General features: G+C 46.9%; 20 protein-coding genes. 7 read left to right on the top strand and 13 right to left on the bottom strand.

The window, feature by feature from the left end; translation table 11 throughout:
- The first annotated feature begins 152 nt into the window (after positions 1-152).
- The 5 genes from NBH15_RS23780 (at position 153) to cap12 (ending at position 4,142) form a co-directional block, all read left to right on the top strand.
- Positions 153-1,037 carry a DUF8464 domain-containing protein gene (locus NBH15_RS23780; RefSeq protein ID WP_250823719.1) on the top strand — a complete coding sequence of 295 codons (885 nt, stop codon included), beginning with the start codon at positions 153-155 and terminating at the stop codon, positions 1,035-1,037.
- A gap of 18 nt (positions 1,038-1,055) precedes the next feature.
- Complete coding sequence (locus tag NBH15_RS23775) at positions 1,056-1,562, top strand: DUF3872 domain-containing protein (protein WP_250823718.1); 507 nt, start codon at positions 1,056-1,058, stop codon at positions 1,560-1,562.
- Positions 1,559-2,086, top strand: coding sequence for a glycoside hydrolase family protein (locus NBH15_RS23770; protein WP_250823717.1), 528 nt, complete (start codon positions 1,559-1,561; stop codon positions 2,084-2,086). The genes NBH15_RS23775 and NBH15_RS23770 overlap by 4 nt, the downstream gene beginning before the upstream one ends.
- An 83-nt stretch (positions 2,087-2,169) precedes the next feature.
- Positions 2,170-3,207 (top strand): nucleotidyltransferase-like protein, encoded by a 1,038-nt coding sequence (locus tag NBH15_RS23765; protein ID WP_250823716.1) that lies wholly within the window; start codon positions 2,170-2,172, stop codon positions 3,205-3,207.
- The gene (cap12, locus tag NBH15_RS23760) at positions 3,204-4,142 is read left to right on the top strand and encodes a CBASS system CD-NTase-associated NAD(+) hydrolase Cap12 (protein ID WP_250823715.1); all 939 of its coding nucleotides are present in this window, start codon (positions 3,204-3,206) and stop codon (positions 4,140-4,142) included. The genes NBH15_RS23765 and cap12 overlap by 4 nt, the downstream gene beginning before the upstream one ends.
- 44 nt (positions 4,143-4,186) lie before the next feature.
- Here cap12 and NBH15_RS23755 read toward each other — a convergent pair whose 3' ends face one another.
- From NBH15_RS23755 to NBH15_RS23715, 9 genes are all read right to left on the bottom strand, one after another.
- A complete protein-coding gene (locus tag NBH15_RS23755; protein WP_250823714.1) occupies positions 4,187-4,408 on the bottom strand; it encodes a DUF7688 family protein in 222 nt (73 codons plus the stop codon).
- Between the two features lie 118 nt (positions 4,409-4,526).
- Positions 4,527-4,835 (bottom strand): hypothetical protein, encoded by a 309-nt coding sequence (locus tag NBH15_RS23750; RefSeq protein WP_250823713.1) that lies wholly within the window; start codon positions 4,833-4,835, stop codon positions 4,527-4,529.
- Between the two features lie 53 nt (positions 4,836-4,888).
- The gene (locus NBH15_RS23745; RefSeq protein WP_250823712.1) at positions 4,889-5,194 is read right to left on the bottom strand and encodes a DUF6956 domain-containing protein; all 306 of its coding nucleotides are present in this window, start codon (positions 5,192-5,194) and stop codon (positions 4,889-4,891) included.
- Positions 5,134-5,364 (bottom strand): DUF3873 domain-containing protein, encoded by a 231-nt coding sequence (locus NBH15_RS23740; protein WP_250823711.1) that lies wholly within the window; start codon positions 5,362-5,364, stop codon positions 5,134-5,136. Before NBH15_RS23740 ends, NBH15_RS23745 begins: the two co-directional genes overlap by 61 nt.
- Before the next feature lie 18 nt (positions 5,365-5,382).
- A complete protein-coding gene (locus NBH15_RS23735) occupies positions 5,383-5,640 on the bottom strand; it encodes a DUF8466 domain-containing protein (protein WP_250823710.1) in 258 nt (85 codons plus the stop codon).
- A 26-nt stretch (positions 5,641-5,666) separates the two neighbouring features.
- Positions 5,667-6,950: a PcfJ domain-containing protein gene (locus tag NBH15_RS23730; RefSeq protein ID WP_250823709.1), complete on the bottom strand. Its 1,284-nt coding sequence runs from the start codon at positions 6,948-6,950 to the stop codon at positions 5,667-5,669.
- The gene (locus tag NBH15_RS23725; RefSeq protein WP_250823708.1) at positions 6,947-7,378 is read right to left on the bottom strand and encodes a PcfK-like family protein; all 432 of its coding nucleotides are present in this window, start codon (positions 7,376-7,378) and stop codon (positions 6,947-6,949) included. The genes NBH15_RS23730 and NBH15_RS23725 overlap by 4 nt, the downstream gene beginning before the upstream one ends.
- Before the next feature lie 12 nt (positions 7,379-7,390).
- Positions 7,391-7,612, bottom strand: coding sequence for a hypothetical protein (locus NBH15_RS23720; protein WP_250823707.1), 222 nt, complete (start codon positions 7,610-7,612; stop codon positions 7,391-7,393).
- 11 nt (positions 7,613-7,623) lie between these two features.
- A complete protein-coding gene (locus NBH15_RS23715) occupies positions 7,624-7,839 on the bottom strand; it encodes a hypothetical protein (protein WP_250823706.1) in 216 nt (71 codons plus the stop codon).
- A 1,283-nt stretch (positions 7,840-9,122) separates the two neighbouring features.
- Here NBH15_RS23715 and NBH15_RS23710 point away from each other — a divergent pair.
- The gene (locus NBH15_RS23710; protein WP_250823705.1) at positions 9,123-9,728 is read left to right on the top strand and encodes an HU family DNA-binding protein; all 606 of its coding nucleotides are present in this window, start codon (positions 9,123-9,125) and stop codon (positions 9,726-9,728) included.
- Positions 9,729-9,866: 138 nt separating this feature from the next.
- The gene (locus tag NBH15_RS23705) at positions 9,867-10,244 is read left to right on the top strand and encodes an MmcQ/YjbR family DNA-binding protein (RefSeq protein ID WP_250823704.1); all 378 of its coding nucleotides are present in this window, start codon (positions 9,867-9,869) and stop codon (positions 10,242-10,244) included.
- 110 nt (positions 10,245-10,354) lie between these two features.
- Here the strand turns inward: NBH15_RS23705 and NBH15_RS23700 are convergent, their stop codons facing one another.
- From NBH15_RS23700 to NBH15_RS23685, 4 genes are all read right to left on the bottom strand, one after another.
- Positions 10,355-12,679: a GH92 family glycosyl hydrolase gene (locus NBH15_RS23700; RefSeq protein WP_250823703.1), complete on the bottom strand. Its 2,325-nt coding sequence runs from the start codon at positions 12,677-12,679 to the stop codon at positions 10,355-10,357.
- 387 nt (positions 12,680-13,066) lie between these two features.
- Entirely contained in the window at positions 13,067-15,355 is a 2,289-nt protein-coding gene (locus tag NBH15_RS23695) for a GH92 family glycosyl hydrolase (protein WP_250823702.1), read from the bottom strand.
- A gap of 21 nt (positions 15,356-15,376) precedes the next feature.
- The gene (locus tag NBH15_RS23690) at positions 15,377-17,713 is read right to left on the bottom strand and encodes a GH92 family glycosyl hydrolase (protein ID WP_186961229.1); all 2,337 of its coding nucleotides are present in this window, start codon (positions 17,711-17,713) and stop codon (positions 15,377-15,379) included.
- 17 nt (positions 17,714-17,730) lie between these two features.
- Positions 17,731-18,855, bottom strand: coding sequence for a basic secretory protein-like protein (locus tag NBH15_RS23685; RefSeq protein ID WP_250823701.1), 1,125 nt, complete (start codon positions 18,853-18,855; stop codon positions 17,731-17,733).
- Positions 18,856-18,991: the final 136 nt, after the last annotated feature.

Here is an 18,991-nt window from a genome sequence, read left to right as displayed (position 1 = left end):
CTGACATCATAGCTTTTCTCAATGGATTATATAAATAAATATGTTGTTCCCAAAACACACAACTAACTGTTCACAAGTTAAATACAATTATTATACAACATAAATTGAAAGCTAACATATGGTGTCAAGTTCATCATTAACTGACACGCCGCATGGAACGGACGGAAATTGACGCCATGAGGTATATACCCCTTGCGGACTTCCTCGCACGGCTGGGGCATGAGCCTGTCCGAAGAAGCGGAAACGAGCTGTGGTATCGTGCGCCATACCGCAATGAGCGCACGCCCTCTTTCCGCGTGAACGTGGCGAAACAACTCTGGTACGACTTCGGTCTTGGAAAGGGTGGCGACATCTTCACGCTTGCCGGGGAGTTTGCCCGAAGCGAGGATTTCATAGAACAAGTGAAATTCATAACGGAAACCGCCAATATGCCTATGCCTGTTCCCGAAGTGAGCAGACCGACTTTCCTGCCTAAACCGTCAGAACCTGCCTTTGAGGGAGTGGAAGCCGTCCCGCTGCTTCACTCACCATTGACGGAATATCTGGCGGGACGGGGCATCCCTTACGCTGTCGCATCACGCTACTGTTGCCGTCTGAATTACGGAGTGCGTGGCAAACGTTATTTCGCCGTCGGCTTTCCGAATGTGTCGGGTGGCTATGAGATCCGCAGCCGCTTTTTCAAAGGATGCGTGCCGCCGAAGGATGTGTCGCCGGTCAAGGTGGAAGGCTCTTCGGCTGGCGTGTGCAGCGTGTTCGAGGGCTTCATGGACTTTCTTTCCGCCGCCACGCTCGGATTGGAAACGGGTGACTGCCTTGTGTTGAACTCCGTTGCCAATGTGGAAAAGGCTATGAAGCATCTGGACGGTTACGGGCGCATAGACTGTTATCTCGACCGTGACGAAGCCGGACAGCGGACATTGGAAACGCTGAAAAGACATTATGGGGAACGTGTCTGTGACCGTTCCGCACTCTATGACGGTTGCAAGGACTTGAACGAGTATCTGCAACTGACAACGAAAAAAAGAAATGAACAATAACTTAAAAATCAAAGGACAATGAACATACTGAACAACAAGAACAAGAGAACATCAATCTTCAAGGCGTTGGCACTCTGCCTGTTCGCCGCCGTGTCGCTCACGCTCGTGTCGTGTGACGACGACATGGACATCCAGCAATCCTATCCCTTCACGGTGGAGACCATGCCCGTGCCGAACAAGGTGACGAAGGGGCAGACGGTGGAAATCCGCTGTGAGCTGAAAAAGACGGGCGACTTCGCCAACACTCTCTATACCATCCGCTATTTCCAGTTCGAGGGGGAAGGCACGCTGAAAATGGACAACGGAATCACGTTCCTGCCCAACGACCGCTACCTGCTCGAAAACGAGAAGTTCCGGCTGTACTACACGGCGGAGGGCGACGAGGCGCACAACTTCATCGTGGTGGTGGAGGACAATTTCGGCAATTCCTACGAGCTGGAGTTTGATTTCAACAATCGCAACGTGAAGGATGACGGGGTTATTTCGGTTTTCCCCATCGGCAATTACAAGCCACTGTCGATATGATGCGTGTATTCATGGCTGTACTCTGTTCGCTTCTGGCGGTCTGTTCCGTGTCCGCACGGAACAGCCGTCATGAGGGAACGGACGGGCAGGCGATTATCTGCCGGCTGCCACCGTTCGAGAGGGCGGTGCGATGCACGAAGTATTTTGAGGGCTGGCACTCGGAAAAACACCACCCGTATGTAGGGTATGGACATCGGTTGCAGCCGGGCGAAAGGTATTCGGCACGCACCATGACGAAACGGCAGGCGGACGCGCTCCTGCGGAAAGACCTGCGCAAGTTCTGCGCGATGTTCCGGCAGTTCGGGAAAGACAGCCTGCTCCTTGCCACGCTTGCCTACAATGTCGGTCCGTACCGTCTGTTGGGAAGCGGAAAGATACCCAAAAGCACGCTGATCCGGAAGCTGGAGGCGGGCGACAGGAACATTTATCGGGAGTATATCGCTTTCTGCAACTACAAGGGAAAACAGCACGCCATGCTGCTCAAACGGAGAAAGGCGGAGTTTGCGCTGCTGTACGAGCCTTAAAAGAACTGATAAATAATAGTTAGGCGTGCCATTTTGTCATTTGGCACGCTTTTTGCACTTATTTGTAATAAAAGTGAAAAAATATGGATTATTCCCAAAAACTTAAACAAATAAATAATCGATACAATCCAGACTCGTCAATGCTCGTAGAGCAAAGAATGTTCAGTGGAGAGTCTGTATATGATAAAGATGTGGCAAGGTATGTATTGCGAGCCATGAAATCCGTTGATGAAGAATACACAAAACGGACCAAAGCCGCAGGGGAGGTCGTTAAACAGCATCTGAGAGAATCTCTAACGAATGTATCGTATGAATACCAAGGCTCTGTTATGACAGATACACACATAAGGGGAGCCAGTGATATAGACTTGCTTGTACTATGTGAGAAATTTGTCGGAACAGACATTTTTAAGGTAAGACAAGAATTAGCGAAAACATGGAAATATAACGACCGCCAAATTGGCAGATTATGTCAGTTCGATAACTCATTTTCTCAATATGAGGGGAATAGTTCTCAGGATATGGCATCTTTGCGGACTCAAATTGAAAAGACAATGTTACGTACATATACTATATGTGACATATCAAAGCCCAAGGCGGTAAAAATTACTAATCAAAATCTTCATCGAGACGTAGATATTGTAACATCATCTTGGTTCCAATCATTGGATTATGTATTGGATGGAATGCCAGAGGATAAACGTGGTATAAAAATATATAATAAAAGCACCGGACTTTCCGAAGGGCCGGATTATCCGTTTCTAAGCATATCAAGAATAAATCAAAGAAGTGCAGATACAAATGGACGGTTGAAAAGAATGATTAGATTCCTTAAAAATGTTCGTACAGATTCTGAGAAAGATATCCCACTTACAAGTTTTGAAATCAATGCTATCTGCTACTCAATACCAGTACAAGATTACGTACAAAAAGAATACAAGGATTTGGTTTATATCTTGTGGCATACGATGTTCCATTTATGGAATGACGGCAAGCAAGATGACCTGAAGTCAGTGGTTGGAAACGAATATGTTTTTAAAGATAAGCCAGAAAAACTTGCGGCATTAAAAGTATTGGAAGACGAAGTTTATAAAATAAATAAGGATTTAGGTAATATATGAAACCAAGAATATTTATCGGCTCATCAAGCGAAGGTCTTGACGTTGCCAAACGAATCAAGGACTTTTTCAAGGAGGATTACGATTGTTATCTTTGGACAGATAATATCTTTAAGAACAATGAATCTTTTCTTGAAACATTGGTCAAATCTGCCAGCTTATTTGATTTCGGCTTTATGGTATTTTCAGCTGATGACGAACTTATTGTCAGAGATACACATTTTGAATCGGCCCGTGATAATGTTTTATTTGAATATGGTCTTTTCCTTGGTCGGGTAGGATTAGATCGAGCTTTTATTATTGCTCAAAAAGAAGCAAAAATACCTACCGATTTGTTAGGCATAACGGCTACGCGGTATGAAGTGAAAATTGGTGCAGACGGGAAGAAAGTCGCCACAGATTCATTGGAAAAAGGTTTAGCTAAATTAAAAAAACAAATTGATGAAAACATCAATCTCGGTCATTTAGGACTATTGCCATCAACTGTTTTGGCAATTTCCTATTTTGAGGGATTTGTTAAACTTGCGGCCGAATGGCTTACAGAAAACACGCCAGGATTGGAAATTGATGGCACTATATATGACAAGGGTATCTTAAAAATTGTAATGCCGGATTCTCTTGACGCAGATATAAAAAAGAGTGCGATGTTGTATTACAAGAAATTGGGGTTAAAAGAGACTAAGATTGACACAAAACAAAGAAGTTACCCTATTCATTTTGCGACAAAAGATGGTGACGATTCTTTAGAAATCTATGATATGCCAACTATTTTGACAGGCATAGATAAGGCAATTGATATGTATTTCCGGGTAGGACATATAGGGAAAAAGATAGAACAAGAACTTGCGGAAGAGAATGAGATGAATAATTTTCGGAGGGTCTTACAACTTTTAATCAACGAGGATGCCTTTTGTCGAGAATGTGTTATAATTATATGATTTACAAATCCGATGAAGCCACAACTTCATCGGATTTTCCGCTTTCATACATTCGGGATTATTCCTTTGCCGACAACTTCACCATCCCTGCAATGTTCAATGGTGCCAGGCGAAAATCCCATGTCTCCGATTGCGATATGCCGGATGTACTCCACATATTTCTGACCTTGAAAATTCTTTCCCGTGAGGTTTTTGAAAATCATCTTCATGCCTGTTCCGTCATCACTGTGCAAGATGATTTTTCCGTTCTGTCTGATTGTTTCCATGATTAAAACTTGTTTTTGTGAACACTATCGAAGATTGAGACAGAGGTTTCTTTGCTACTTTCTTTGTCCGCCATCATGCTCACCGAAAGAAAGTAGGGCGGCTTTCGCCGCCTGCCTCTTAAAAACGGGTGTAAAGTCCTGTCACCATCGTGAATATGTCCTCCAGCATATCGCAATATATTCCCTCGTGCGTTTCGATGTCCTTCGTCTTGCACTCAAAAGTCTTTTTGCTGAATGTCCTGCGGTAGAAACGCATATTGTAAAGGTCTAAGCCTTCATCATAAATGATGTCAAGGCGGTTCGCGCTCGTCTTGTTCCTCGCAAGGCTCATGCGTAAGCCGTTGCCCATGTCAATGAAGTCTTTGCTTCCCGTCATGGCGATAAAGCGTCTGCCGCCTATCTGCTCCAAAATTGTCTTTGCTATCATGTCTGTTCTCTTTTAGGTGTCATGTTCAGGCAGTGCGGACACCGCCTGAACGCTTAAAATTCTGTTTTCTCGGTTATGGGCGTGTATCTTTCCAGCCACGCTTTCAGACACTCCATGTTGTACTCGCTCGTTATGACTGCCGTATGGCTGTCAATCGTGGTAAACCGACTGCTCTCATAATTGTCAATCCACCCTTTTAGGCTATCGACTCCCCACGCTTCGGCATCGTCAAAGATGCCGTCCAATGCCGTGATGGGTTCGCTGAACTTGACTATCAGCGTTTGGTATGCTGCTTCGTTCATCGCTTGCCCTCCTTTCCTTCCTTTGCCGTCAGCCACTTGTTCCGTGCGGCTCGGCACTCGTCCAAAGTAGGTTTGACACAAGAGAACAGTTCTCCGTCCGTGTGGCGGTAGTCGTACTGCACAAGTGTCCGCCTGCGTCTGCCGATACCAATTTGGAAACGCTCGTATTTCTCCGTTCCTGCTTCCTTGCAGGTGCTTACTCCGTTGATGGTCATTCGTGTACTCATAATCATTGTTTTAGATGGTTAGAAATGTACTGACAGCACTCTGTTTGTCATCACCATTTCGGGGTTGCTCGTGTAGCGTTGGTGCAGGTAAAAATGATGTGAGCCGAAGCCGTAACAGAAGAACTTGTCAAGTCCGTTCTTCTCGGCAAAGTCCTTTACACTTGCCCTTAACTGCTCCTCACTCTGACAAAAAGTGAGGAGGTTCATAAATTCAAGGAACATCGTGGGGATTTTATCATCCCACAAGCAAACCATGCTTTCAAATCTTATTTCCATATTCTTATGATTTTATAGGGTTGATATTATGCCGCTTTCATCCGTTCACGGATAAGGTTCACGTTGCTGTTCACAAGGGAGATTATGCGGTTATGGTATTCCGTGTTCCTGTTGCATACGCCACGGCTCTGCACTATCTCAAATGTTTTCAGTGACACCTCAACCGTCTCGATGCGCTTGCCGTCAATGGTGGCGGACAGGATAAGGGAGTTTTTCCGGCGATGGTAGTCACCCACGCAGTGGTGCATCATCCGTCCTTCCTCCACCATTTCCTTCACGCTCTCAATGACCTTGACACGGATAAGGTTGTCGGAGAACACAAGTCCGAAGAAGATGCCTTTGGCTTTCAGATAGTCTTTCTCGTCCTCAATCGCTTTCACACGCTGTTGTTCCGTCTGTTCACGTTCCCTTTGCAGGTCGCGTTTTGCCACCAACTTGTCGTGTTCGGCTTTGAGGTCGGAGGGGCAGACATATTTTGGGTTGTTCGTGTCCTTGCCGAAATGACGCAGTAGGTCGATGGTGTCCTGCCACATGGAGCCGTCAGAAATGGTGTAGCCGTTGCGGATGCAAACCTTGACGGATGCCCAATATCGCTCCATGTTGAAGGAACTGCGGATGTAGTGGCGCAACATGGCGTATTGCCCTGCTTTCAAGAGTGTTTCGGCTCGACTGTCGGAAAGGATAGCCGTGAAAAGGTCATACGGCAGGATGTTGTGAAAATCGCCCTTGAAGCCGTTGCGTTTCAGTTCGGGGATGAAACGCTGTCGGGGATAGGTGCATACGGGGGATATGTCGTAGGCACGGAGTTTGTTTTGCTTGCGTACCTCCATGTCGCTGTGTTCAGCCCATAGGTCGTAATACAATGTAAACATACCACGCAGTCGGGCAACGGTGGTCGTCGTGCCTTCGGGTGAAATCCACCTCTGCACCACCTCATAAATGGAATACTCGGCTGTCTGCCCTGCCTTGTATCGGGACTTGACGAAGAAGAAGCGTATCACTTGGTACTGCTTGCAGGTGGTGACGATGGAGAAATACTCGTTGTCTTTAAGCACGCTGTTTCGGGTGCGCAACGCTTCCAACTGCATCCCGCAATGGGGGCAGGTGCATCCGCAAAGGGTGTCTGCAAGGTCGTGGTCGCTCTTCCACGAATGTCCGCACTCGGTGCAGATGTTCGTGCCGTCCGCCCTCTTGATTGCGTAATGCTTGAAGCAATGGAGGAAAGCGTATGCCTTCTGTGTGGCGGTCAGTTTCGGTAGTCGCTTGCTCAGCCGTGCGACTTCCTGCTGTATGCGTGTTCTCGGTTTCATGACATCAAATCGAATAGGTTGGGTTGTTCTGTTTCTTGTCTTGCGGTCGCTTTGGCTGTTGTCCTCGGCTTGTGGCGGTTCTGCATTTCACGCATCAGTCCGTCTTGGTATTGGCGGATTGCGTTCTGACGTGCCTCCGCCTTTTCCTCTGCGGTGAGTTCCACCACGTGGTTCACCACCACTTGGCAGTTCACCGGCTTGCCCACCTCAATCTCGTTCTCGTCATAGTAGTGTACGGCTTGTCCGTAAATCTCCCCGTCCGTGAAGCCGTTGCAACCGCTTTTCTGCACATAGTTCAGAATGTAGGTCACGCAGTCGTCGATGTTCTTGGCAGTGTTACGGTAGTTCTTGGCAAAGAGCGCATCTTCCGCCGCACGTTGCTCCAAATACGTCTGTATCGTTCTCTTGAAATGGTCTGTCGTTTTCATATCGCTGTCGTTTTAGATTGTCTGTTTCAGTATCTCTCTCCAATAAATCGGCTCCACCTCGCTCAAAAGAAAGTCGGTAAAGTCCTTACGTGCGTCCTTGTTCAGTTCGTGGTATAGTTCACGGAACACGGATATGTTGCCGTTGATGTACGTTTCCACCATGTACTCGAAGATGTTGCCCACCTCGTAGTATCTGCATTGTTGCTCCACAGTCTTGCTTCTTCTCTTTGCCATGTCGATAGGGATTAAAGGGTGAATAACCAAAGGATGAAGCCGAAGAAGGCGATTGTGGAAAGGATTGCCACGATTATGCCTATCGCCACTCGGAACACTCCGTTTGCTATCTCTCTGACGATGCCCCAAAGGATGCCGGACACCCAAAAGGCGGTGCGCATGGTCAGGGTGCATATCGCAAACCCGATGTATTGCGCTGTCTGTCTGAAATCTGTCGTTGCCGTCATATCTTCGCTGTTTTTGATTTTTTGTTTTTTAATGCGGATTCAAGAGCTGAGGGAGTTGAGTTTCAAACTATTTTATCTGCCTCTCGTTTATCCGACATTTTTTTAATGCGTCTTTCTGTCGCATCGGTCGTTTTCGTTTCGGGTGCAAGGAAATGTAGGGATTAGGGAATGCAAGGTTTTTCGGGCAAAATACTACCCGAAGGGCTGGAGATTTTTCCCGAAAACAGGAGGCTTGACCTTGCTTTCCCGTCCAATCCCGTAATTACCTTTGCACCCAGAACGGAAATGACCGCCTGATGCGGCTCACTGAAAGGCGCGAAAATGGAGGTAAACGGAAGTAGAGGCAGATTAGACTGAAAACTTCAAAAGAGAAATCCGTGAAAAAAGAAGCCCCCAACAAAAAAAGAACATAGCCGGGAGTGTGAAACCGGGCAAACCACCTGCAAGGAAGTATGGTTTTATTTGTCTGGCCAGACGTGTCGGGTCGGGCGGATAAAACCATTCTTCCCGGTTTGCCTGCCGTAGATGACGGCTTGTTACATTCATGGATCAAGCGGTCATATACGGCTTTCCGCATCCGGCTCAAGTGGACAGCGAAAAAGAAAATTATCTGAAAACCCGTAAAAGCACCACTTTGGCATAAGCACAAAAGAAATGGGCCTTGCATCATCAGTCTAAACTGTCGTTTAGGCGTGAGGCAAAGCCCTTTTCACCACTTATGCGGCAGTCGGCACACGTCCGTTCAAAATCCTTTTGGGCGATGGTGTGCCGACGGATAAAACCGCTTTTACGGAAAAACTTTATGTGGGGGAAAGAAAAAAACAGGGAGATTCATTTCAAAATCTCCCGTTTTATTGTTACTTTTGCATACGAAGAGTTCTTTGAAGGTTACGCAACGCGCAGAGGAATAATGCAGTGGATAACTAACTAAATCGTAACCTATTACTATCATGAGCATCTAACCTACGCTCATTTCCAATAAATTACACTCTTTTCGTAACTTCCACGTGCAAAAGATAAAATTATCACCGGGATAGTTTCATTTATCCCTTATATTACTTGCTTTTACCTCGGACATGTATTATCTTTGGAAGGCAGGTAAGTTGTTGCCGACGCTGTCGGCAAAATAAACGACAGTGTCGGCAAAGTTTTCGACAGTGTCAACAATATTGCCGACAACGTCGACAACAACTTACATAGGCAGAAAAGTAAGATTCGGACGCACCTTGTCAAAGATACATCCGAGGTAATAATAATTATACCAGTATTAAAATTAAACTACCATGGGAAGAATTAGATTCGGAGTATACAAGGCACCAAACACCAGCGGCAAGGAGCAACAGTCTTGTGCCCGGCTTATATCCAAAGGGACCATGCGGATGGAAGATATTTGCGAATACCTCTCGGATTCGTGCTCGCTAACTTCGGCCGATGTGAAAGGGGCGATAGAGGCGCTGACCACCTATATCGGACGGAACTTATCGAACGGCTATTGTGTGGAACTGGAGGGATTAGGGCACTTCTCCCCTGCCCTCAAGACGTTACAGAAAACGGATGAGAAGGGCAAAACCGTCTTCTTTGCCAGGGCGGACGGGGTTAACTTCCGCTGCGCCAAACGATTGAGGGAACTGGTCGACAAGGACCGCCCACTGAAAATAAAAAGAGAGAATGTCACCTCTAATGAACTGACGGACAGGAAAAATAAGATGCTTAAATTCCTGCAAAACAATCCGTATATCAATCTGACGGATTATGCAGGAATAAACCATTGCAGCCGTTACCGGGCAACCGAAGACATGAAACTGTTTGTAAAAGACGGCATAGTGATCAAGATGGGATACAGGACGCACAGGGTGTATTCGCTGCCACCCAAAGAAGAGGAAGAATAATAAGAGTATCCAGACTACGTGTGAGCATTGGGAAACTTCCGAAAAAAGATATATCTTTGTACTTGATAGTAGCCTGATTGCCATCTCTTTCCCATATGGAAAAGGATATACTTTGTCTTATCCAAATTAATCAGAATTATGAATATCGAAGAGTTCAGAGAATACTGTCTTTCCTTGAAGGGAGTTCATGAGAAGATGCCGTTTCCGAATGTGGCGGATAAGTACAGTCGGGACGTTTTGTGTTTTTACATCGCGGATAAGTGGTTCTGCTTCGTGAATATCGAAGTTTTTGATTTTTGCTGCATTAAATGTAATCCGGATGAATCAGGAGAATTGCAGGGACGGTATGCGGGAATAACTCCGGGCTGGCATATGAATAAGAAGTATTGGATCAGTGTCTATTTCAATCAGGATGTGCCGGACAATAAAATAAAGGAACTTGTGAAGAAATCCTATGAGATTGTCGTCGGAAGCCTCACTAAAAAGGAACGGGAGATGTTGCTGCAACAGGAATAAAAAAGAGGCGTGTGGTATTCCCATATCACACGCCCCAGCCCCTCACCTAAAGGGGAAAAACTCTCTCATCGTTAATTGAAATAATATGTGTATATTGAAAAACCATCTGTTTAGTTGCCGCCAGGCTTTTGGTAAAGCATTGTCTTACCGGGCAATGACAGGGAAGCCGGACAGGCATCTGCCGATACTGCACGTTTGAAGGCTGGCTTGTCACTCATCACAAAATGTAGGGATATACCGGATTTCACGTCATCGTATGTCAGGTAAGATTTGTTGTATTTCTTGCCGTTTACATACATTTCTTTAATGTAGACATTCTCCTTCGACCAGTTCTCGGTCGTCATCTTTATCTCTTTGCCGTTGCTCATCGTGATAGATAACGCCTCAACACAAGGGGAACCTACATTATATATATTACTGGAAGGAGCGACAGGATAGAAACCGGCACAGTTGAACATGTACCAGGCCGACATCTGCCCGCAGTCGTCATTACCGCTCAACGAACCGGGTTCGTTGCCGTAAAAACGATCTACTATTTCGCGTATCCATTTCTGGCATTTCCACGGCTTGCCCAGGTAATTATACAGATAAGCGACATGATGGCAAGGCTCGTTGCCGTGCCAGTAACCGCCGATACGTCCCTGGATATCGTGGGCGCCCGGGATATCGTCCGGTAACTCGACAGTAAAGAGTTCGTCCAGCCGTTTCTCGAACAGTTTCTTTCCCGCCAGGTTGATATATCCCTGTACGTCGTGCGGAACGGTCCAGGTGTATTGCATCGTAAATCCCTCGGTAATATCTCCCCAACCATTTACCGAACCCGGTCCCTGATAAGCGATCGGGGCAAACGGGGTGCGCCAGTTACCCTGGCTGTCACGGCCACGCATGTATTTGGTTTCCGGATCAATCAAAGTCTGGTAAGAGAGGGAACGGTTCAGGAAATACTTATAATCGTCTGTCTTTCCCAAAGTCTGGGCAGCACGGGCAATGCAATAATCGTCGTAGGCATACTCCAAAGTTTTGGAAACCGACTCGGCTTCTTTGTCGAAAGGAACATAACCGTTACGATCGTAATCCGGCAGGCAATCGTAATGTTTATTCATTGCGGTTGTCTTCATGGCTTCGTATGCCCGTTCGTAATCAAAACCTTTGACACCTTTAACGATCATATCGGCCAGAACGGATACGGCATGGTAACCGATCATACACCAGGTTTCGTTACCATAGAACGACCAGATCGGAAGCATTCGCTCCGTGCTCTTATCGTAATGGGCAAGCATGGAATTGGCGATATCGGCGTTCACGTCCTGATGCACCAGGTTAAACCAGGGATGCAGGGCGCGATAGGTGTCCCACAAAGAGAAAGTAGTATAATTCGTAAAGCCTTTGGCCTGTTCGATATTCTTGTCCAGTCCTCTGAAACGACCGTCGGCATCCTGGAAGATGAACGGATGCAAAGCCGCATGATAAGCAGACGTATAAAAGGTCTCTTTTGTCTTCCGGTCGGCTGTCACACGGTACTTTTCGAGTTCCTGTTCCCATAAGTCGATACCTTTTTCTTTCAGGCCGTCGAAGGTCATGCCGTCCAGTTCCTGCATATTCAGTTGTGCCCCGGCTGTACTGACTGCCGATACGGAAGTTTTTACAATCACTTCTTCCCCCTCTTCCGTAGCAAAGGAAAGGCAAGCCATCAGGTTCTTTCCCCAGGCTTCGTTCGTGCTTCTGAAACGGGAAGTGTTGTAAATGACCGGCTTCTTATCCTGCATGATGTGGAAATCTTTCAGCTTTTTGGAGAAGACGGCGGTGAAATAGACATGGCGCTCCGGTCCCCAGCCTTTCACCAACTTATAGCCGGTCAGGGTCGAATCGTTCTCCATACGGAGATTCGACCATTCACAGGATTGCCATAGCGTATGGTTCAGGTCGATCATGATGAAAGACTTATCCGATTTGGGATAGGTGAAGCGGAACATTCCGCTACGCAGTCCGGCCGTCATTTCGGCTTTGACACCATAATCCTGCAACAGGACGGCATAGTAATTGGGAGAAGTCCACTCCTGGTCATGGGTATAGCGTGAACGGTAACCTTCATCGGGATTTTCGCGGGTTCCCGGATCGAGTTTCATTTCGCCGGTGCCGGGGACAAACAGGAAATCACCCAGGTCGGGGATGCCTGTTCCGCTCAGGTGCGTCAGACTGAATCCGAGGATGGAAGTATGGTTGTATTTATAACCGGCTGCCGCATCGTAGTATTTGGAGTCTGTATCCGGACTGATCTGGATACCACCAAACGGGATTTGTGCACCGGGATAGACATTCCCGTATCCGTCTGTTCCGACCAAGGGGCGGACGTAGTCGGTCAGTTTCTCGTTTTGGGCCATGCCTGTCAAGGTAAAACAAGACATGGCTAATAATGTATATATTCGTAGTTTCATATTTTATCAGATGTGAGCTAATTATAGTGACTGGTTGTAACTCGCTCCCCTCTTGAGAGGGGGAAGGGGGTGTGTCATATCCTCACCTATATAACCACCACAATCAGAGCCGCTTGACTATTACAGGTTCATTTGCCGTCTGCTTCAGCTGACGGTTTACAAGTTGTTTCTCTCTTTTGGCTTCAGCCACATGTCTCTTAGATAGAAAACTGTAAGAAATGGGACTAAAGTCCAATGAGATAGATTCTTTACTAATCCGTCAGCTGAAGCAGACGGCAAATGAACCTGTAACAAAGCCTGTTTTATTGACTGGCTTTAACACACCCCCTACCCCCTCTCAAGAGGGGAGACAGGTACAACCTGTCACTATAAATAGCTCATTTTCTATTATTCTTTTATCTCTTTAGAGAATGAATAAGGTGCATCCTTTTCCTCTGTGCCACGGGTTTTGTTCGGGGTGGCGGACATGGTGCAGTTGATCGTCATGCCACGCAACAAGTCTTCGTGTGTCAGGTAGTTGCGGGTGTAATTCTTGCCGTTCACCTTCATGGTCGAGATGTAGCGGTTCGCGGCATCATTGTTGTTGGCATTGATCACTACCTTCTTGCCGTTTTCCAGATTCAGCGTCACGCTTTTGAATAGCGGGGAACCAAGGATATACTGGTCAGTTCCCGGACAGACCGGATAAAAGCCGAGTGCAGAGAACACATACCAGGCAGAAGTCTGTCCGTTGTCCTCGTCACCGCAATAGCCGTCGGGAGTGGCGAAGTACAGCTTATCCATCACTTCGCGTACCCAATACTGCGCTTTCCAGGGTTCACCGGAGTAGTTATACATATAGATCATATGCTGGATCGGCTGGTTACCGTGAGCATAATTACCCATATTCATGATCTGCATTTCACGTATCTCATGGATAACACCTCCATAATAACTGTCATCGAACAAAGGCGGCACATTGAATACGGAATCCATCATTGCGTTGAAACCGGACTTTCCTCCCATCAGGTCGATCAATCCCTGCGGATCATGGAAGACAGACCAGGTATAATGCCAGCTATTACCTTCCGTAAAGGCATCCCCCCATTTTAGCGGGTTGAACGGAGACTGGAATGCGCCGTCTTCATTACGGCCACGCATCAGCTTGGTTTCCTTATCGAACAGGTTCTTATAGTTCATGGCATGTTTGGCAAAGACGGCTATTTCAGATTCCGGTTTACCCAGCGCTTTTCCCAGTTTATAGATGGCCCAGTCATCGTAAGCATATTCTAATGTACGAGCGGCACTTTCGTTGATCTTCACATCATAAGGCACGTAACCCAACTTATTATAATAGTCGTAACCCAAACGGCCGGTCGATTTCACCTTCGGATGAACATTGTTTGCTCCGTGTACGACAGCCTCCCAAAGGGTTTCTATATCGTAACCGCGCAAACCTTTCAGATAAGCATCAGCAACAACCGAAGCCGAATTATTCCCTACCATACAGCCACGATGGCCGGGGCTCGCCCATTCCGGCAGGAATCCGCTTTCCTTATACGTATTCACCAAACCTTCCTGCATCTTCACATTCATCGACGGATACACCAGGTTCAGGAACGGAAACAGGCAACGGAAAGTATCCCAGAAACCGGTATCGGTAAACATATAACCCGGCAATACTTCCCCGTTGTACGGACTATAGTGCACGATCTTTCCATTGGCATCCACTTCGTAGAAGCTGCGTGGGAAGAGGACGGAACGGTACAGGCAGGAATAGAAAGTACGCAATTTGTCTACATTATCGTCATTCACCCGGATGCGTCCCAGCACTTCGTTCCACGTCTTACGACCGGCATCCGCTATTTCATCAAAAGACCGTCCGCCCAACTCTTTCAGGTTCAACTCTGCCTGTTCGGGACTGATAAAAGAAGAAGCGACACGGGCATGAACAACTTCCCCGCGACGGGTTGAGAAACCGATGATGGCACCGGTATGGTTTTCCTGTGCTTCCGTTTCACCCTTGCGGATTTCGCTGTCGCCGACCGTTGCCTTATAAGTAAAAGGCTTATCGAACACGACAACAAAGTAGTTTTTGAAATTCTCGGGAACACCTCCGCTGTTACGGGTGGTATAACCGATGATCTTATTTTCTTCGGGAATGATCTTGATATACGAACCACGGTCGAAAGCATCGACAATCACATACGACTTATCCGTTTCGGGAAAAGTAAAACGAAACATGGCGGCACGTTCTGTCGGCGTGATTTCCGTTACCACATCATGATCGGCCAAGTAAACACGGTAATAATTCGGTTTGGCCACTTCCGCCTTATGGGAAAACCAGCTGGCACGCTTATCCTGGTCGAACACCACCTTACCGGTTATCGGCATGATGGCAAACTGACCGTAATCGTTTATCCAGGGACTGGGCTGGTGTGTCTGCTTGAACCCCCGTATCTTGTCGGCATCATAGGTATAGGCCCAGCCGTCTCCCATCTTTCCGGTTTGAGGCATCCAGAAATTCATACCCCACGGCATTGCAATCGCCGGATAGGTATTTCCTGTGGACAAGGATATTTTCGACTGGGAGCCGACCAGGGGATTCACGTAATCCACCAGTTCGGTCTTATCCGCAGCCTTCATCGTGAAAAGACTGCTGCAAAAGGCAATAGCCAGAATAAATAACTTCTTCATGGATAATATATAGAATAATGATTAGTTAGCAGATAACGAATAGGGCTTGTCGTCCCCGGTAAATACACGCTTCTTATTCGGTGAAGAGGTCATTTCAAAAGTCAGCTCTCCCCCATTCATAATATCTTGTTGCGTGATATAGGCTTTTGTATACGGTTTGCCGTTCAGACGGACAGATTTGACATAGCGGTTCTTGTCGCTGACCTTATCTGCCCTGACTTCAAAAGTCTTTCCGTTTTCAAGCGATACCTTCATATAAGGCAGGTAGGGAGCACCCAACACATATTGGTCGGTTCCCGGACAAACGGGATAGAATCCCATAGCCGACAGGATATACCAGGCCGACATCTGGCCGCAATCGTCGTTTCCGCACAGGCCGTCGATATTATTTCGGTACATCTTGTTCATGATTTCACGCTGCCAGTATTGGGTTTTCCAAGGTTGGGTAGTCCAGACATACAGGAACGGGATATGATGGCTCGGTTCGTTGCCATGCACATAGCCGCCTAAAAGTCCTTCTTTGGTAACATCTTCCGTTTCGGCAAAAAACTCGTCCGGCAGATGCATCGTGAACAGCGAGTCGAGTTTGGATACGAAAGACTTGTCGCCTCCCATCAATTGAATCATATTGTTGACGTCCTGAGGAACATAGAAAGAATAGTTCAGGGCATTTCCTTCGATAAACCCTTCGCCATGCGTACTCAACAGGTTGAAGTTTTCTTTCCAGCGTCCGTCCGAATAACGGGGACGGGCGTAACCGATACTTGTGTCGAACACATTGATATAGTTGGCTGCCCGTTTTTTATATTGGTTTGCCACCTGGTCGTTTCCTGCCAGGCGGGCGGTATTATAAATCGTCCAGTCGTCGTAGGCATATTCCAGCGTTAAGGAACCGGCGCTTCCGTTATGGTCGAGTGCAACATATCCTTTTTCCATATATTCCTTCGTTCCGTCATAATAAGGAATGGTAGAACTGCTGACCATCGCTTGCAGGACTTCCTCCTTATCCAGCGGCAATCCTTTTGCCACGGCATCGGCCAGCACGGATACGGAATGATAACCGATCATGCACCAGTTTTCATTTGCCATATGGCTCCATACCGGCAACGCTTTATGTACGCTTTGTTCGCAATGTTTCAGCATGGAACGGGCAATATCGGTATTTACCTGGCGGTTGATGATATTGAATAACGGATGCAAGGCACGATACGTATCCCAGACAGAGAAGACCGTGTAGTTTGTAAAATCGTCGGCCTTGTGAATATTTCCGTCCAAGCCGCGGTACTGCCCGTCGACATCGGTATAGACACACGGATTAATCATGGTATGATACAAAGAGGTATAAAGCATAGCCAGCTGGTCGTTGTTACCTTTTGCCTCTATACAGGAAAGCTCCTTGTTCCAGGTATCCGAAGCCTTTGCCGCCAATTGGTCGAAGCTGTAACCGGATGCTTCCGCACGAAGATTCTTCAGGGCGCCGTCGGTACTCACACCGGAAAGGGCTACTTTGACTTCCAATTCTTTGGAGGTTGCCGGATCGAAATCGAAATAAGCGACGATCTTCCGTCCGCCGATATCCGGGAAATTCTCTTTCATATTAAATTTGCCGTAACCGCCACGGTAATTCACTTTCGCCTTTTCCTCGCAACCATAATGAATGACAGGTTTGGAGAAAGACATCGCAAAATAGGTGTAATTGGTCCGTGCCCATCCGTTTGTTATGCGATAACCGGTAACCAACGTATCATTCTCTACGCGGATATTTGTCCACAGGACTTTTCCGTCGTAATTGTAAATACCATGAATCATATCGAGAATAATACGCTGGTTTCCGCCATCGCCGGAAAAAGTATATTTATGAACTCCCACCCGTTTGGTGGTCGTCAGTTGCGCTTTTACGCCATAATCGGACAACATGACTTCGTAATAGCCGGGACGGGATATCTCCGTGTCGTGTGAGAAACGGGAGCGGTAACCGCCGTCCGGATCGGTCGCTGTTCCAGGATTCAGTTTCAGGCAGCCGGTGGCGGGCATGATCAATATGTCACCCAGGTCGGAATGACCGGTTCCGCTGAAATGCGTATGGCTGAAACCGACGATACTGCTGTCCTTATGCTGGTATCCGGCACAATATTCATACGAACGGGGTTGATACTTGCCATCGACATTATGCGGGATCGTGTCGGTATCCGGACTTAGCTGCACCAGTCCGAACGGCACGCAAGCCCCCGGAAACGTATGCCCCATCCCGTTTGTTCCGATGATCGGATTGACAAAGGATACTTTCTCCTGTGCCCACAACGTTCCACCTGCCAGCGCAGCAGACAGAAATAAGGCTAAACATCTTACAGATTTCATAGGTATGTAGTATTTATTTATTCTTTTGTCAGAAACGCCTGGTATTCATTCCACATGCTTTCAATACCGGATTCTTCGCCGAAAATACACTTGATCGCCTTGTCGAAACTCCACACATCCAGGTCGCGGACAGTCAGATGGAATTTACGTATGGCATCCGGGTCTTTTGTTTTCAGCCACTGGATAAAGAAGCCGGTCGTACGGTAACCATCCATCCAGTTACCACCCGGCTTACGGGTACTCATGTCGAAAAATCCGGACTCTGCCCGCACGGCATCCGCCATTCCTTCTATACAGGCCCAAAATTCCTTATTCGTCGAGTATGAACCAATCCCCTTCGGTTCGAACTGATAGGCATGGACCAGCTCATGATATAAGACACCGCGTGTTTCAAAATCGAGCTTGTAAAGCGATTCGTTCGCCGACTTCTCGATATGGCGGGTACTGTATTCGATATAAATAGCCGGAGGATTCCCGGATTTGGCAGAAACGCCATCATAATCCTTCAACGTATAATGAATGGTCTGAACATCATTCATAGTATCTTTTGCCGTATAGAAAAGGATTTCCGCCACCTTGCGGGCATGGTATTTCAGGTAGGCATCCGGGTCTTGTACAAGGTCTGCATAGATAGCTGCACCTTTTGTTTCCGGAGCCAATACTTCAAAGTCTACTGCGGGATATTTGAAATCTTCCCAGTCTGTAACCAGGTTCTTTTCGGAAAACAGGACATCGCCGATCACCAGCGTATCGCTGCCTGCCGTTTCGGCTTCCAGCATATATTGTTTATAATTGGAAGGATTGGTTATCGGACAAAGGATTTCCTGGTAACGTGAACTGAAGCGCTGGTCTTTCCGTTCGTCTACCACCACCCAGTTCTTTCCGTCGTAGGAGCCTTTCAGCACCCAGCTCGCCGGGTCATGTACAGGTGATTCGCCTGATGAATAGATTTTATAACTTTGGATAGGAATACTGTATTGAGGATCAAAAACAATCCGATTCAGTTTCCGGGTTCCTGTATAGTATGTTGTCGGGTCCCCATCCGACAACTCAGGTACATTCACCGAAACATTTTCCCGACATGCTGAAAGCAAAAAACTACCAACTACAATTACAAATATATTAATGCAACACAACTTCATAAAATTAAAACAATAAAGTATTCACTATCCAAAGTATAAAACAACTCCCTGATACACTTCCGCCTCAAATGCCAATCAAGCAAAGTGTTTCTATTCATTGTTCAAATCATTCTGTATTCATATTAAAAAAGCATTA

Origin of the sequence: Parabacteroides caeci (assembly GCF_023656795.1) — a bacterium.
Taxonomy (GTDB): domain Bacteria; phylum Bacteroidota; class Bacteroidia; order Bacteroidales; family Tannerellaceae; genus Parabacteroides; species Parabacteroides segnis.
Note: the sequence above shows the minus strand (reverse complement) of the source record. Positions and strands in the feature narration are given on the sequence as shown.